General features: G+C 44.5%; 12 protein-coding genes, 1 pseudogene and 1 other annotated feature. Of the genes and pseudogenes, 4 read left to right on the top strand and 9 right to left on the bottom strand.

The window, feature by feature from the left end; all coding sequences use genetic code 11:
- Nucleotides 1-33 precede the first annotated feature (33 nt).
- The 4 genes and pseudogenes from M1E03_RS08925 to M1E03_RS08910 form a co-directional block, all read right to left on the bottom strand.
- On the bottom strand, nt 34-1,299 hold the full coding sequence (locus M1E03_RS08925; RefSeq protein ID WP_095291177.1) for an MFS transporter: 1,266 nt from the start codon (nt 1,297-1,299) through the stop codon (nt 34-36).
- Nucleotides 1,300-1,758: 459 nt separating this feature from the next.
- Complete coding sequence (locus M1E03_RS08920) at nt 1,759-2,268, bottom strand: DUF3189 family protein (RefSeq protein ID WP_023855132.1); 510 nt, start codon at nt 2,266-2,268, stop codon at nt 1,759-1,761.
- 53 nt (nt 2,269-2,321) lie between these two features.
- Nucleotides 2,322-3,044 (bottom strand): poly-gamma-glutamate hydrolase family protein, encoded by a 723-nt coding sequence (locus M1E03_RS08915; RefSeq protein ID WP_026579336.1) that lies wholly within the window; start codon nt 3,042-3,044, stop codon nt 2,322-2,324.
- Nucleotides 3,045-4,037: 993 nt separating this feature from the next.
- Nucleotides 4,038-4,520: pseudogene (locus tag M1E03_RS08910) on the bottom strand (MFS transporter); the annotation flags it as partial.
- Nucleotides 4,521-4,870: 350 nt separating this feature from the next.
- Here M1E03_RS08910 and M1E03_RS08905 point away from each other — a divergent pair.
- Nucleotides 4,871-5,569 carry a hypothetical protein gene (locus M1E03_RS08905; protein ID WP_095291176.1) on the top strand — a complete coding sequence of 233 codons (699 nt, stop codon included), beginning with the start codon at nt 4,871-4,873 and terminating at the stop codon, nt 5,567-5,569.
- Nucleotides 5,570-6,578: 1,009 nt separating this feature from the next.
- On the opposite strand, the gene M1E03_RS08900 is transcribed toward M1E03_RS08905, so the two are convergent.
- Nucleotides 6,579-7,361, bottom strand: a complete 783-nt coding sequence (locus tag M1E03_RS08900) for an SDR family NAD(P)-dependent oxidoreductase (RefSeq protein WP_025811193.1) — start codon at nt 7,359-7,361, stop codon at nt 6,579-6,581.
- Between the two features lie 9 nt (nt 7,362-7,370).
- Nucleotides 7,371-8,324: an MBL fold metallo-hydrolase gene (locus tag M1E03_RS08895; RefSeq protein ID WP_023855135.1), complete on the bottom strand. Its 954-nt coding sequence runs from the start codon at nt 8,322-8,324 to the stop codon at nt 7,371-7,373.
- Between the two features lie 145 nt (nt 8,325-8,469).
- Nucleotides 8,470-8,671: a binding site (T-box leader), on the top strand.
- 44 nt (nt 8,672-8,715) lie between these two features.
- On the opposite strand from M1E03_RS08895, the gene proC reads away from it, so the two are divergent.
- Complete coding sequence (proC, locus tag M1E03_RS08890; RefSeq protein WP_023855136.1) at nt 8,716-9,537, top strand: pyrroline-5-carboxylate reductase; 822 nt, start codon at nt 8,716-8,718, stop codon at nt 9,535-9,537.
- A 63-nt stretch (nt 9,538-9,600) separates the two neighbouring features.
- Here the strand turns inward: proC and M1E03_RS08885 are convergent, their stop codons facing one another.
- Entirely contained in the window at nt 9,601-11,205 is a 1,605-nt protein-coding gene (locus tag M1E03_RS08885; protein ID WP_023855137.1) for a M20/M25/M40 family metallo-hydrolase, read from the bottom strand.
- Between the two features lie 136 nt (nt 11,206-11,341).
- Here M1E03_RS08885 and namA point away from each other — a divergent pair, with 136 nt between their 5' ends.
- Both namA and M1E03_RS08875 read left to right on the top strand, forming a co-directional pair.
- Complete coding sequence (namA, locus tag M1E03_RS08880; RefSeq protein WP_095291163.1) at nt 11,342-12,412, top strand: NADPH dehydrogenase NamA; 1,071 nt, start codon at nt 11,342-11,344, stop codon at nt 12,410-12,412.
- Nucleotides 12,413-12,531: 119 nt separating this feature from the next.
- The gene (locus M1E03_RS08875; RefSeq protein WP_458110747.1) at nt 12,532-13,293 is read left to right on the top strand and encodes an alpha/beta fold hydrolase; all 762 of its coding nucleotides are present in this window, start codon (nt 12,532-12,534) and stop codon (nt 13,291-13,293) included.
- 35 nt (nt 13,294-13,328) lie between these two features.
- Here the strand turns inward: M1E03_RS08875 and rpmG are convergent, their stop codons facing one another.
- Nucleotides 13,329-13,478 (bottom strand): 50S ribosomal protein L33, encoded by a 150-nt coding sequence (gene rpmG / locus M1E03_RS08870; protein ID WP_003183271.1) that lies wholly within the window; start codon nt 13,476-13,478, stop codon nt 13,329-13,331.
- 117 nt (nt 13,479-13,595) lie between these two features.
- Complete coding sequence (rnz, locus tag M1E03_RS08865; RefSeq protein ID WP_025811189.1) at nt 13,596-14,519, bottom strand: ribonuclease Z; 924 nt, start codon at nt 14,517-14,519, stop codon at nt 13,596-13,598.
- Nucleotides 14,520-14,579 lie beyond the last annotated feature (60 nt).

The raw sequence follows: 14,579 nt of genomic DNA, 5'->3' as shown, positions 1-14,579 counted from the left end.
TTTCGTTGTAGATATTTTTTGGTGAATAAGCCGTTAATCGACAGATACGTCAGCCGTCCGATTCAGCGCTAAAAACTTCGGAAGGATAATCATGTAGAAAACGCCAACAGCAATCAGGCTTCCCCCGACTAGCCAATACAGGCTTTCAAGCGCGATCCATGCCGGGTAAAGCCACGCAATAAACAGAAGGGTCAGCGACTGTGAGAGCATCATAAGCGGATGAATCCATCCCTGCACCCTACCCATCATTTTCGGATTGACGATGTTTGGTATCCACCCTCCGATGGCAACGTTGATGCTTGGAAGCGAAACCGCGATAAAGCAGGAGCAGACCATATACAGCCACAAACTTTTAACCAGGGAGCCGGAAATCGTGGCACATCCGCAAACAATCAGCGCTAGGATCAAAAGTTGATAAAGCTTCAATTTTTGAGAAAGCAAGGATGCGGCGATGCTCCCCGCCAAAAACCCCGCACCGAAAACAATGCCGAGTACAATCGACATCTCTTCATAGTTTACAGGTGCAAGCTTGTATTTTAATATAAACACCTGCATGACCGAGAGCCCCCCATTGACAACTCCGAAAAGGACGAATCCGGACACGAGGGCAAGCAGCAATTTATGGTTGAGAATATAAGTAAAACCAAGTGTGAAATCTTTCCATATACCAGCGATATTCAGCTGTCTAATGGAATGTTTTCCATTTGGCATGCGGACGGCATCGGAAATCCGGCAGGCTTGAATTAAAAGCCCGCTCAGTGCGAAGCTGGCTGCATCAACCATAACGGCTCCTTCAACTCCAAGCGTCCAATAACAAAATACGCCAAGCCCGTTTCCGAACAGCATAAATAAACTGGCTACCATTTGATTCAATCCGACGGCCAGCGAATATTCGTTTTCAGATAATATTCCTTGAATAAGAGAAGTTTGGGCAGGGGTGAAAAAACTTTTAACGGCATTTCTTAAAAAAAGAACGGCAAATGTAAACGGCATCCATTCAAGATAGAGAGACAGCAGTAATACAATCGATAGTCCCATACAGATCCAATCGCAGTTTTTGGCGATTTTCTGCCGGTCAAACTTATCCGCGAAAACACCGACGAGGAAAAATACAGCCAATGTAGGCAATGACAGCATCAGCTCGGTCATTGTGGCATATGCAGGCTGATTGGAAAAACGGTCTAGCAGGTAAAACAAGAGGGCAGTGAGTCCGATGATCCCTCCCATTTGTGAGGTAAAGGATGCGAAGAACAGCAGCGCATAATTTTTATTTTGAAAAATAGAAAACATTTTTTTCATAGGCGCCTCCTAATTTGTATTGAGACAGACGGCTCCATTTGTTATTCTAAAAAAAGAACATCATTCTAATTTTCCGCCTCTTATCACGCTGATTTTCATTTTCAAAACTACACTTCTATCATTTAAAGTGTCACAGATTGAATTTCCCAATATAAAATCGCTGCTTCTCATAACGATTGCAGCCGTCTTTTTAACCCCCCGTTTCTTCTTTCAGATAGTATTCTCTAGCAAAGTGGAAGGGAAATCCTTGATCTCTACCCTTCAAATTTACAAAGAAGTAAATTTATGAAAAGTAATTCTAAGGTTATAGATTCGTCCTATTTCAACAATATCCTCTATCTTATATTCAATTTTTTAGAAAATGTCCTTTTTAAAAAACAATTACTATATTTAAAAAATAAAAAAACGCTTCCAATATGGAAGCCGAAAGACTCATCATACTGGAAGCTGTTTAGATGTTCATTTTTTTATGAAATTGTTATCCAGCACTTCGATCACCGAAGAAGTCGTTTTTGAACGGTCTTTTGTTTGCTGCACCAGTTTGATGATGTCTTTGTATGCCTGCTGCGCTCCGAGCACCAGCAAAGGAACCCCGATCGGATCGATTTTCAGCCTTCTTGAAAATAAACCGCCGAATGTCATCGCAATGGGCACAGTCGGAGACGTGTTTGAAAAAACGACTTTTTCCTGCAGTTTTCCGTTTTTTTCAAACAGCTCAAAAACGCCCAGCATGGCTGGAATGACCGCTTTTGATGATCCTCTGCCGATCGTGTACACCTGGTGGCCTTCTTCATCAAGACCGTGAAAGATTAATTTCCCCATTTCCTTCGGACTTAATTGATTAAAACAGTCGGTACTTAAAATTTCGTTTTTCGACGGTTTTCTGCTGAATGGGAGCTTTTTCAGATGATAAGCGGCGGCAAGTGCAGAAGAATGAGTGCCGCCGTAACAGTTGTATATATAGATCAACATACTCACCCTCTTAAATGTCTTTAGTTTTAATGTGACCCAAATATACAATCTTATTTATACCGCGTTTCCAAAACTTCTTTAACAGCTGAGACATACGTTTGGAACGTCTCATTTTTAGAACTTGCCCGCGTCCACAGGCCGAACTCCGAAAAAAAAGCCTCTCGTTGAGGCGTGCTGATTTCCAATTGAATGCTTTGACCTGTTTTGCATTGATTATTGATATTTTCGGGATTTCCCCCTGCAAGCCGGTGGCTTGGGCTGACCAGCTCCGCTGAAAAACCTTGGTTGTGCAGCGCTCTGACAATCGCTTTCGCCCCTCCGGTATCCGTTCCTCCCACAAGCGTATGTTCAACGATGTCATGATATCCATGAAAAGCCAGCGTATAGTTGTGCTCTTTGACCGCTTTGACGGCCTGCGGTTCATCAAAATGATTGCTTGTGATGTGAAGATCCCAGTTTTGCGAGGGTTTGATTCCTTCGAATAAGTAAGTGGAATAATCGGCGCTGAAGGCGCGGACAAGTTCACTGACACCTCCTTCGATTCCTCCGCCGTGCGGCGAAAGAATCAGCAGTTCGGTGCCCATGTCTGTATATTCGATTTGATAATCTTCTCCTTCTGTTTCATGTTCGGCAAGCTCGGCAAAATTGGCGTATTTGTCTGCAGATGAAGCGACGCTCTGCAGCGGAAATTGAAAGATGACCGTTAAGCAAATCCCCGTGACTAACCAGATGATGCAACGATTTTTCATCAATGGGTTCCATTCTTCCTGCACCGTTAAGAAACTCCTTTTATCGTGTATTTTGTTGCGAGTATCACGTGATATCATGTTTCGGCCGGGATGAGAGAATTTCAATAAATGGTAAAATATTACTCCTTTTCGTCACCCAGTTGCCATTTTATATAAGAAGAACAGCATAACGAAAGCGACCTTTACCTTATTTTTCATCAGCGGCCGGCACGTGTTCCCGGAAGCACGGAATCTTTCGGCATACAGTATTTTTATATCGATTGCCTCAGACGGGACAGGTGCCTTCAGATCAAGCAAAGCCTATAGAAGGAAGCACAGGTTCGGTGCAGCGGTTTGAAGAGGGACAAAGTCTCCCTGTCTTTATATGATATTTTGAGCCTCTCTGACAGGAGATCATCTAAAAAAATGCAAATAAAAAAGAAACGGACGATTCCGTTCCGAAGGAATTAAAAAAATAGAGGGCTATTCAAGAGACTAAACTGTTTGGGATCTTTATACATACCCCTTTACAAGATCTGGAGTCACGAAAATTCAACAAGATAGGAATAAAGAGGAGATCCGTGCACTCTTGATCGGGCCAACATAGACTATGCTGCAAGCAGCAAATGCGACTATGTTGTTTCTAATAAAAATGCTGTATGTGAAATCCTAAGAATTATATTAGCTGACATTATGTTAAAAGAAAGAGATCAGATCTTAACAATTGATCTCTTTCTTTGTAAACTTAACCTAAATCTATGCAAACTTTCCTGAAAGAACTTTTGATCTATAAGATCTAACAATGGGCTATTGTTTAGATGGCTAATCCCAGAGTTTAAATACTCATGATATATTGAAGGAATATATTGGTTTTAATTCTTAATTGTGTTAAAACGCCTTGAGTTTTAATGGAAAGGGAAGTAAAATAAAAAATGGAAAAAGAGGAAGGAAAAAGGGAGGGGAATATGGAGAGATTCAAAGGGCTTATTGGGATTGGGTTAATAATTCTCGGTTTAATATTTGGAGTCAACACCTACCAATACCAAGCTGTGTTACCGCGGCCAATCTTACAACTTGGCCAGATGACTGAATTGTTGCATTGGCTTTTTGGATAATATCCTCTTTCACAATTTTCGGAATTAAGGATACAGAAGCTGGATCATATAAAGCTCCTGTTGCAGAATGTATAAGCATTAGAAATATAATAAACCACAAAGGAGAAAAGCCATTAAAATAACATATTGGAATGATTAGCATTATTGATGCTCTGGTCAAATCTGAGAAGAACATCCAGAACTTTAATGTAGCTGTTTTCATCAGTGGCGTGATGATCGGCCCCAAAATCGCTTGAGGAAGAAAGCTTACAGATATCAAAAAAGCAGTACCGATAGCCCCCTTGCCATCTAAAATTAAAAACCACAGAATAGTGCTAAACGCAAAACTGTCTGCGGTTATCTTCACCATTTTGGAGCCGAATAAAAAGGTGAAGTTTTTTTGCCACAAGCTGTTGCTTTTCTGCATATTTTTGTCCCCCTTACATCAATACCTCAATTTTACAGTTATTCATTTTAATACAATATCCATATATTTGTCATTAGTCAATCATGGTTTTGATTTGAAATAATTTCATATATGTCAAGATTGCTAGACATTTACCACATTCACTGAAATCGGATCAAGACTTTAATACTGACATATTTTCAAAATATTGATATTTAATTACCTATTTTAATCAAAAACTGTTTATTTTTGGAGTATTGTTTGTTAACCTTTAGGTAAAGGGGGTGGATATAGGGGCAAATTAATCAGAAGTATAGGTGATACGGTGTAGGTCATAATCCTTGGAAAAAAGCTTGAGAGGGAGAGGAAAAATGAGGAAATTGATCCTGTTTTTTGTTGCTGTTTTTGCTACAATTGGATTGACGATGCCAAGTCAAATATCGGCCGCAGAGGTCCACGCCAACGATACAGCGTTTAAATACACTATAGAGGACTATATCAATTACCTGGCCAACTATAGTGAAGAAGATGCCATAAATGGTGGAGTTTCACCAGAATATGTTTCTTCCGCAGTGTTTGATGCACAAAATGTATTAAACCAATTTAAGGCGATGCCGAAAGAAGGTCAACAGAAGTTTGTTGACAATCTTACCAAGTTTGACACAAATGCTTTAACTGTAAATACAGAAGTAAATGAAGAAGAGGATATTATTGCGAAACCTCAAGCAAATAAGTCAGTTTCTTACACAGATTCAGTTAAATTTTTTGGAGCACCTGTAACTACATATAGGGTCTCAGTAAACTATAGTGTTACTAAAGGTAAAGTGAAAAAAATTAACTCTAGTAGCGCTTATGTCGTTCGAAACTGGAATCCTGTCGTCAGAACAGAATTAAACCCAGGTGGCAAAAATGCTTGGGTAACAGGTGACAATAAGGCAGCTGTCACAGGAAGCTTCTTTTATCGGATTGGGCCACTTAAAGATTTTGCGGTGCAATTAGGGAATGTGCATCTTAAAGCTGTTGGCGACAAAAATGGAAAGAGGACTTACAAAAAAACCAGGCTTGATTAATCGGCGACTGTGAGGTGAAACCAATGTCCAAAAAAGCAAAAACCATCTTGTGGTCTATTCTGGCAGTAATGATTGTATTATTAGCGGTAGGGATAATCGCTTATTATCAAACTGCTGCTGCATAAAATGAATGGCAGAGGTGTTTCCACATCTCTGCTTTTTTGGCTACCTAAAACATGAGATACTCGCATCTCAAAGATGATTTAGTTTCCTTATCATCTGCAATTTTAAGGCAGCTTTCCAATACATCGCCTCCCCTTCTTTTATGCCCCCTTCCTTGCTCCTAATATAATATGGATATTTTACAAACATGCCATCACATAACAACCTCTTGTATTTTGACATTTTCTTTTCTCAAATAATCGTTTATTTTCTTTGGGAAAACAGTTCTTTTAATTTGAGCTGATAATGTTCCTCTATTTTCTTGTTGCCACTTGCTTCAGCTTTATAAATTCTTGTTCTATCGCATGGACACAGAGGCAATTATAATTTTTTCATGAATGGCATTTTCAAGTTCGAAATTACAGGCTCTCAAAATTATTCACCTCATTCCGAATGTAAGTTCTATTATGACTATCCAAAATGTAATCAAAAAAATTACACATAAAAAAAGCCCTTTTAAAAGGACTTCTCTTCGACCTTATGAGTCTTCAAAACATATCGACCACAATATGGATTTTTAACTTCTGGGTGATGCTTCATCAATCCCTGAAAAAAGTAGTCATGTTGTTAATGACAAGGCTAGTTGGTGGACAGCAATTTGGACAAGTAGATTTTTAATATCTTTAAAATTTCTTACAAATTTATCCTTCTTCAATACCCCTATTGATGTGCCCCATGATTCCACTTTGTTTTTGTTTTTTCTATTTATAGTGTATAAATAATAATTCTGCTGCTATTCTGTCAGATTCTCAATTCCAATCTCTTTTGCAATTTCAACAAATTCATCAGGACCACTGACACTTTCTAGCTTTCTCTTTAGTCTAGAAACCGTTCCTTTCAGAGACGATCATTTTTTATAGAAAGCGCTCCGGCCTGCTCGTTCAACCAGGGCTGGGAAGAGCTGATAGAGTTTGCTGACGCCGTTCATCCAGCCTGGAAGATTAATTTCTCGCTTGTTCGTCATCATTGCCGAGACGACTTTCTTAGCAACCTGATCCGGATCAAGCATCCATCTCTCGACGCTTTTGACATAATCCCCTCTTTTATCGGCCGTCTTAAAAAAGTCGGTTTGAATCGGTCCAGGATTGACCGTTGTCACGTTGACCCTCGTTTCGGCAAGCTCCATTCTCAAGCTGTTTGAATACCCGAGCACAGCATGCTTTGTTGCCGCATAAAGGCTTGACTTGGGCGTCGCTAATTTGCCCGCTTGCGAGGCGATGTTGATAATATGGCCTTTGTCTTGCCTGATCATATGCGGGAGTGCCATTTTCGTGCAGGCGATCAGACCGAATACGTTGACCTCAAACATCGCTTTCATATCTTCAAGGGAAGCGTCAAGCGCGTTTTCGAAAATACCGAATCCCGCGTTGTTCACAAGAATATCAACCGGACCGGCCTCTTGGAACGCCGCTTTTATGTCATCCGTCCGGCTGACGTCCAATGCGATTATGCGGCATTTTGCACCGGTTTCATCGGCGATGTTTTGCTTCAAAGCCATGAGGCGGTCTTTTCTGCGCGCAGCCAGAATGACCTCGGCTCCTTCCTTGGCGGCATGGTATGCGATCCGTTCCCCAAGTCCTCCTGAAGCCCCTGTAATCATCACGTTTTGCTCTTTCAACTTTTGCTGCATGTTCGTCACCTACTTTGCGTAATAGTACTCGATTCCATCGGCCGTTTCTGCACCGATCCTCCCTTGGGATTCCAAATCGTCAAGCTGCCCAATCGTTTCTGACATCGTTAAGAACAGCTCTTTTTCATAGACTGCAGGGAACAGTTTTTGACATATCTGATAAGGTGAATGCGGTTTTTCAGTAAGGATGCGGTACACCTCTTCGGCTCTGTTTCGCTGCTTTTCCAGCCTTTTGGCGACAAGCTCATTCACTTTTGTGATGTCCTCCCCGTGGCCGGGATAAATAATGTTGAGCGGAAGCTCCCGCAGCCTGCCGAGCGATTTCAAATAGTCCAGCAGCGGAGTCGGGCGCCTTTCTCCTTTTTGCGGCACTTCAAGAAGCGGATTTGAAGAAGACGGCTTTAACAGCAAGTCTCCTCCGAGCATGCTTCCAAGCTCCTCATGATAAAGGACAATATGTGAAGCGGCGTGTCCGGGCGTCTCAAGAACCCTCCACCCTTCAAGCCCGTCAATTTGCGCGCCTTCTGAAACGGTCTCTGTCAAAGTCCGATTACAGGAAAACCGGTACGACGCTTTTACCGTAAGCCCCGGCGGCTTCATATCGCCGGGAACGCCGAATCGCTGATACAGGTATGTAAAAAAGGCCTTTTGTTTTTCAATAAAATCGGGATTTTGGCTGATATACGGTTCATTGAACGGATGGCCGATGATGTTGACCCCTGCGGGGAATTCGTCCAGCAGTCCGGCGTGATCAGCGTGATGATGGGTCAGAACGACCTGGTCAATATCGTTTAATGACAGTCCCTGGCCGGCCAGCTCTTTCTTCAAAACGGCGGCCGCCTCCTTTGTGTTGGGCCCGGCATCGACCAGAGTCAGCGCCTCGCCTCTGACCAAATAAATGTTGACGTCTCCGACTGCAAACGGAGTCGGCAGTGAAATAGGAATGATTCTTGCGTCTTTCATCGTTTGATTCTCCTCATCCTGCGAATTGATGTTGATCATATTTTACCTTTTTCTCCCGCGCATGTCATTTTTGCTTCAAATGCCTGTTGACATTTCATCATTCCTCATAGCATAATGAACAACAAATATATGCAGGTAAATGATTGAAGACGCAATGAAGAGGAATAGTAAACAAGCAATGGTGAAAGAGAGTGAAATCCACGGCTGAAAGATTTCACAGCCCGCTTGCATGTTGAACCTGCCCTCAGAGCGCTTAGGCAAACCTAAACGTATCCCGCGTTACGGGGCAAGAGCTGAGCATTTATATGCTAATGAAGGTGGTACCGCGAAACCTTTTCGTCCTTTGTGAAGACGGAAAGGTTTTTTTGTTTTTTAGAAGGAGGAATTCATAATGAAACGAATGGGATTTATCGGAGCCGGTTCGATGGCTGAAGCGATGATTAAGGGGCTTGTCAAAAGCGGTGCGATGGAGCCGGAAGCGATATTCGTTACGAATCAGTCGAATACGGCCAGACTTCGTGAGTTAAGCGAGACATACGGGGTGTGCGGAGAAGCCGATACGGCAAAAGTCGCCGCCCGTTCGGATACACTCGTTTTGGCGATGAAGCCGAAGGACGCGGCGGCCGGAATGGCCGCACTCCGCCCCTATTTGCGAAAAGATCAGCTGCTGATTTCAGTCCTTGCAGGCATTCCGATTCGCACGATCCAGCACTACGCCGGGCTTGATCTGCCAGTTGTAAGGGCCATGCCGAATACATCGGCCTCCATTCAAAAATCAGCCACAGCCTTTGCGGCAAGCCCGCTCGTGACGAAAGAGCAGATGCGGGAAGCAGCTGACCTCTTTGCGACAATCGGAAGCGTTGCAATCGTTGAGGAATCTGCCCTTGATGCGGTGACAGCAGTAGCCGGAAGCGGCCCCGCTTTTGTTTATCGATTTGTCGAAGCCCTGCTGGCGTCAGCTGCGGAATTGGGACTTCCTGAAGAAACGGCGAAACAGCTGATTATCGATATGATGTCAGGTGCAGCTCAAATGCTTGAAACCGGCAGGAACCCTTCTGTCATGAGAAAAGAGATTACAAGCGCCGGAGGGACAACAGAAGCAGGCCTTCGGGTGCTTGACGACCAACAATTTGAACAGATCGTCATATCCTGCGTCAAAGAAGCGGCGAATCGTTCTGCGGAAATCAGGGATATGTTTGCGGCCAAAATTTAAAAAAATCGGGAGACAGCGTTTCGCTTGTTCCCGATTTTTCCCCAAGCGGCCCCGTCCGTATACTTAGAGAAGCTTGTGTATCGCCAGCCGAAGGATATCGGGCAGCTTTCCGAATGAAAACGGCACATGGAGGCGTTCCGTCCATTTATGAGGGTCTTTGCCGGCCGGCCCGATATTGATGACCGGCACAAACAGTGCGTTTTCTCGTCCTTTAGGCAATGAATAGCCGTGTTGAAACAGCGGCATATTGGATGTGAACGCATCGACAGACTGCTTTTGCAGCTGAAGGTAGCTTAAATCGGACAGGCCGGGAAAATATTGGACTTCTGTAAATTCAATACCGTACCTGTCGGCCGCATACTGTTTCACATCTTTCATCACCTTTCGGATCAAAGGATCGTCCTTTGAAGAAACAGCCGGATAAAACGGCGGACTGTAAAACAGAACGATCATCGGAGCATCTTCTTTGCAGAGCGAAGCCAATTCAGACACGATTTTCGTTGAAAAATCGCGGTCTCCAAGCTTCCCCCTGTTGGCAAATGCAAAGTTGAGTATGCGCTCCGCCTCGGACTTCCCGGCCTTTTCCTTTGCTTTGTTCCACAGCTCCTCAAACGTCAGCACGGAAACGGTCGGATTCATTGGCGTGAATGCTTCAAATCGCTGATATTCGGCCGTTTTACGCTCAATATTTGTTTGAATATTGGCGGCCGCTTCCTTGGCTGTGTCAAGCAGCATGTGATGGAGCTCGGCGGCGGAACGCTCCATCATCAGCACATTAAAGAGCGACACCGCTGCGTGAGGAGTCTGAACCGAGTACGCTTCCTTCAAATCTTTTTGCATCAGATTGGCCGGGGGAGGCGTCACTTCTCCATCCGCTTCTTCGCAATAGTCAACGTTTAATTCGAGCAGCCTGTTGATTTCGGACACCATTAAATTCGCATTCACCCCTGCAAACGGCTCGCCGACATGCGTCTCAATCCCTTTGCAGAAAAATCCGGCAAGCGCTTTGCCGATGCTGCCTGAATAGACGTATTGCTTCTGATCTCCCGGATGTTTTTCAAACATCGGCTCACAATTTAAGCATGATGTATAATGAAGGCCAAATTCCTCTTCTAAAGCTTTCAGTGCGGGTACGGCTTCAAGCATCCCCTGTGAGTTGACTTCTTCGTCCGGAACCGTAATTAATAGAAGGTTTCCGTCAAATTCTCCGTTCATCGCCCGTTCCAGCATCGAAAATTGAACAGCAAGACCCGCTTTCATGTCCATGCTTCCCCTTCCAAACAGCCACTCGCCGCTTTCCAAGTCTCTTCTGACCCGTTCAGGCAAAAGTTCTTTTTTATCATTTAATACATCCATGAGTTCTGGGACTTTGCATGCCGTATGTTTGAATTCGCCGTAGTCTGCCGTATCGACCACGTCAAAATGGCTCAAGAGGAGCACCGTATTTGATTTCTCTTCCTTTTTGACGAGGGCGGTTAGAAAATAACGCCCGTCTTCCATCGGGTGAAGCTTTAAATATTCAGGATTCTTTTGAAAGTACGAACGGTCTTTTAATAAATCATGCATATACTTCGCAAGCGCCACTTCTCCGGCCGTGCCTGAGATGCTTTCGTATTGAACTAGAGAAATGAGCAGCTGTTTCAGTTCTTCCACTGTCTGCCACTTCACAAAGCAAACCCCCTCTTTCGCTGTTTTCCGCAGGTGTATGCAAATATCGTATTTAGTAAAAAATAGAATGTGAACAACTTTATTGTACTGAACATTCTTACATATGGAAATGACTTGAGCAGTTTATATGACGTGAATGGGCAGAATTGGTATAATCGAGGCGAAAACTTACGGGAGGCGAAAAAATTTGAGTAATCGAAAACTGTTCACACCATGGAGTTTAAAAGGAGTTACACTAAAAAACCGGATTGTCATGTCGCCGATGTGCATGTATTCCTCCCATGAAAAGGATGGAAAAGTGCAGCCGTTCCACATGACCCACTACATCTCCCGCGCCGTCGGACAAGTCGGACTGATCATGGTAGAAGCTACCGCCGTCACCCCAGAGGGCAGAATCTCCGATCAGGATCTTGGTATATGGGATGACGCGCATATTGACGGACTTGCCGCATTAACGTCACAAATCAAGCCGTACGGCAGCAAAACGGCGATTCAGCTGGCACACGCCGGAAGAAAAGCCGAGGTCGAAGGTACAATCTACGGGCCTTCAGCTCTTCCTTTCGACGAAAATTCGCGAACACCTATTGAAATGACAAAAGAAGACATAAAAGAAACCGTTCAGGCTTTCAAAAAAGGAGCTGAACGCGCGAAAGCCGCCGGCTTTGACATCATTGAGATTCATGGGGCCCACGGATATTTGATCAACGAATTTTTATCACCGCTTTCCAACAAACGCGAGGATGAATATGGAGGATCACCGGAAAACCGCTACAGGCTGCTTCGCGAAGTCATCGACGCTGTAAAAGAAGTCTGGGACGGGCCATTGTTCGTACGCGTTTCAGCTTCAGACTACAAAACAAAAGGCCTTGATGTCGCCGATTATGTCGGTTTCGCCAAATGGATGAAAGAACAGGGCGTTGATTTGATCGATGTCAGCTCCGGTGCAGTCGTGCCTGCCGACATCAACGTCTTCCCGGGCTATCAAGTCGGCTTCGCCGATACAATTCGCGCCCAAGCCGAAATCCAGACAGGTGCAGTCGGGTTGATCACAAGCGGCCTTCAAGCTGAGGAAATCCTCCAAAATGGACGCGCAGATCTCATTTTCGTTGCGCGAGAGCTGCTGAGAGATCCATACTGGCCGAAAACCGCTGCCAAACAGCTGAACACAAAAATTGAAGGACCTGTTCAGTACGACAGAGCCTGGTAAGTTGCTGATATCCCGCCTCAAGGCGGGATATTTCTTTTTTTCAAACTCGTGAGAAACGAACATCCTTGTTCGTGCGTCTTTCCTAATAGAACACCATATACAGAGAGAGGATGACCTCTATGACCATAACGGAAAGAATATATACAGTTGAAGGATGCATGTTTTACACAAAGCAGAGAAAAGGAAAAAAGAACGCAACCATTATTTTTGAAGCGGACTACGGTTCTTCTTCAAAGACTTGGCAGCCCATTTTACCCGATATAGACGAAGATCTCGGCTTGTTTGCATACGACCGTGCAGGCCTTGGCAACAGCGGGCCGAGCAGCAGCAAAAGAACAGCGGATCAGATGGTGAAGGAACTAAAAGCGCTGCTTGCAGCAGCAGGCGTCAAACCACCATACCTGTTTGTTGCCCATTCGTTCGGCGCCGTCATTGCAAGGTTGTTTGCAAGCCGGTACAGCGATGAAGTCATCGGCATGGTGCTGCTTGATCCCGCTTGTGAAGATCAGGAGGAAACAGTGCTGCCTCTTCTTCCGGAAACATTAAAAGAAGACTACAGCAAACAGTTTTCGATCGAAGGGTCCCATGAGGACTTTCAACAAAGCCTAGACATTCTGAAGCAGGAAAAGAAACACCTCGGTTCGGTTCCTTTGCTCGTCCTTTCGGCGGGAAAAAGAACGGAGGCGGCGAAACAGGCTCATCACGAGTGGCTGAAGCTTCACAGCAGACTGCTGTCTCTTTCGCATCAAAGCGGCTGGATTCAAGCGAAAAACAGCTCGCATTTGATCCATCATGATGAGCCCCACATCGTCCAGCTTGCGGTCTATGATGTGTGGTATGCCGCACAGCAGCAAACATACGCTTATCAAGCCGCCAATTAAACAAAAAAACCAGCAGACATTCTGCTGGTTTTTTGTTATTTTGTTTCTCGGTGTATCGTGTGCCTTTTCAGACGCGGAGAATATTTTTTCAATTCCAGGCGATCCGGATTTGTACGTTTGTTTTTTGTCGTAATATAATTGCGGTCCCCTGTTTCAGTACACGCCAATGTAATTTTGACTCTCATGTTGTCCTCCTTTTCAAAACGTAATGATTACGCTTTATTATACACCATTTTAAAACCGTGTCAACAAAAAAAGCTTCCCGTCCCGCATTGCCGGAACAAAGAAGCTTCGAATGCCAATTAAGTTCTTTTGATCTCATGCTCATAAAAGTCAAAAGCTGCCACGGTATCAGGAAAGATCGCTTTCGCTTCATTGACCAGTTCAAGCACGTTTTCCCCCTGGTATCTTGCACTGATATGGGTTAAAATCAGTTCTTTTGCGCAGGCCTCCCGCGCTGTTTCCGCCGCTTGTTCTGAAGTGCTGTGATAATAGTCTCCGGCAAGCTCCCTGTCGCCTTTCGCAAATGTTGCTTCATGGATGAGGACATCGGCTTTTTCGGCAAGCTTCTTCACATTCTCGCATGGCCTCGTATCTCCGGAAAAAGCGACAATCCGCCCTTTTTTCGGCGGTCCGATAAAGTCTGCACCGCGAATCTTCCGGCCATCTTCCAATGTGACCGTCTCCCCGTTTTTCAGCTTTTGATAAACAGGGCCAGGCGAGACTCCGGTCTGTTTCAGCGCTTCGGCGTCAAGTGCGCCTGGAACATCTTTTTCCTGCACGCGGTATCCAAAAGCGGGGATGCCGTGAGATACGCTTCTCGCCGTCACGATAAACTGGTCATCTTCAAAGACTGTCCCTTCTTCAATCTCCTTAATCACAAGCGGATATGTGACATGCGTCCCCGATACGTCAAGCGCCGTTTCAAGAAACGTTTTGATTCCTTGCGGTCCGTACACGGTCAGTGGACCTTCTCCTCCCTGGAAAGAGCGGCTGCTGACAAGACCCGGAAGCCCGTATACATGATCGCCGTGAAGATGGGTAATAAAAATCTTTTCAATTTTTCTGGGCTTGATCGATGTATGTAAAATTTGATGCTGTGTGGCCTCCCCGCAGTCAAACAGCCAAACAGACCGCCTTTCTTCTAAAAGCTTCAATGCAACGGATGTGACATTCCTCGTTTTTGCGGGGATGCCTGCTCCCGTTCCTAAAAATAATAACTCCAATATCCTTTCCTCCTGCTAAAAACTTCATCTATCACAAGCATACAGGAAGTCTGAGAAAAA

The sequence above is a fragment of the Bacillus sp. PK6-013 genome (assembly GCF_054161445.1).
The sequence above is the reverse complement of the archived record's forward strand: the minus strand, read 5'-3'. Positions and strand labels throughout refer to the sequence as shown.

Bases quoted from the DNA above. Each gene is read 5' to 3' on its own strand.
- M1E03_RS08925 (WP_095291177.1), bottom strand. From the start codon at position 1,299: ATGAAAAAAATGTTTTCTATTTTTCAAAATAAAAATTATGCGCTGCTG.
- M1E03_RS08905 (WP_095291176.1), top strand. From the start codon at position 4,871: ATGAGGAAATTGATCCTGTTTTTTGTTGCTGTTTTTGCTACAATTGGA.
- M1E03_RS08900 (WP_025811193.1), bottom strand. From the start codon at position 7,361: ATGCAGCAAAAGTTGAAAGAGCAAAACGTGATGATTACAGGGGCTTCA.
- M1E03_RS08895 (WP_023855135.1), bottom strand. From the start codon at position 8,324: ATGAAAGACGCAAGAATCATTCCTATTTCACTGCCGACTCCGTTTGCA.
- proC (WP_023855136.1), top strand. From the start codon at position 8,716: ATGAAACGAATGGGATTTATCGGAGCCGGTTCGATGGCTGAAGCGATG.
- namA (WP_095291163.1), top strand. From the start codon at position 11,342: ATGGGCAGAATTGGTATAATCGAGGCGAAAACTTACGGGAGGCGAAAA.
- M1E03_RS08875 (WP_458110747.1), top strand. From the start codon at position 12,532: ATGACCATAACGGAAAGAATATATACAGTTGAAGGATGCATGTTTTAC.
- rpmG (WP_003183271.1), bottom strand. From the start codon at position 13,478: ATGAGAGTCAAAATTACATTGGCGTGTACTGAAACAGGGGACCGCAAT.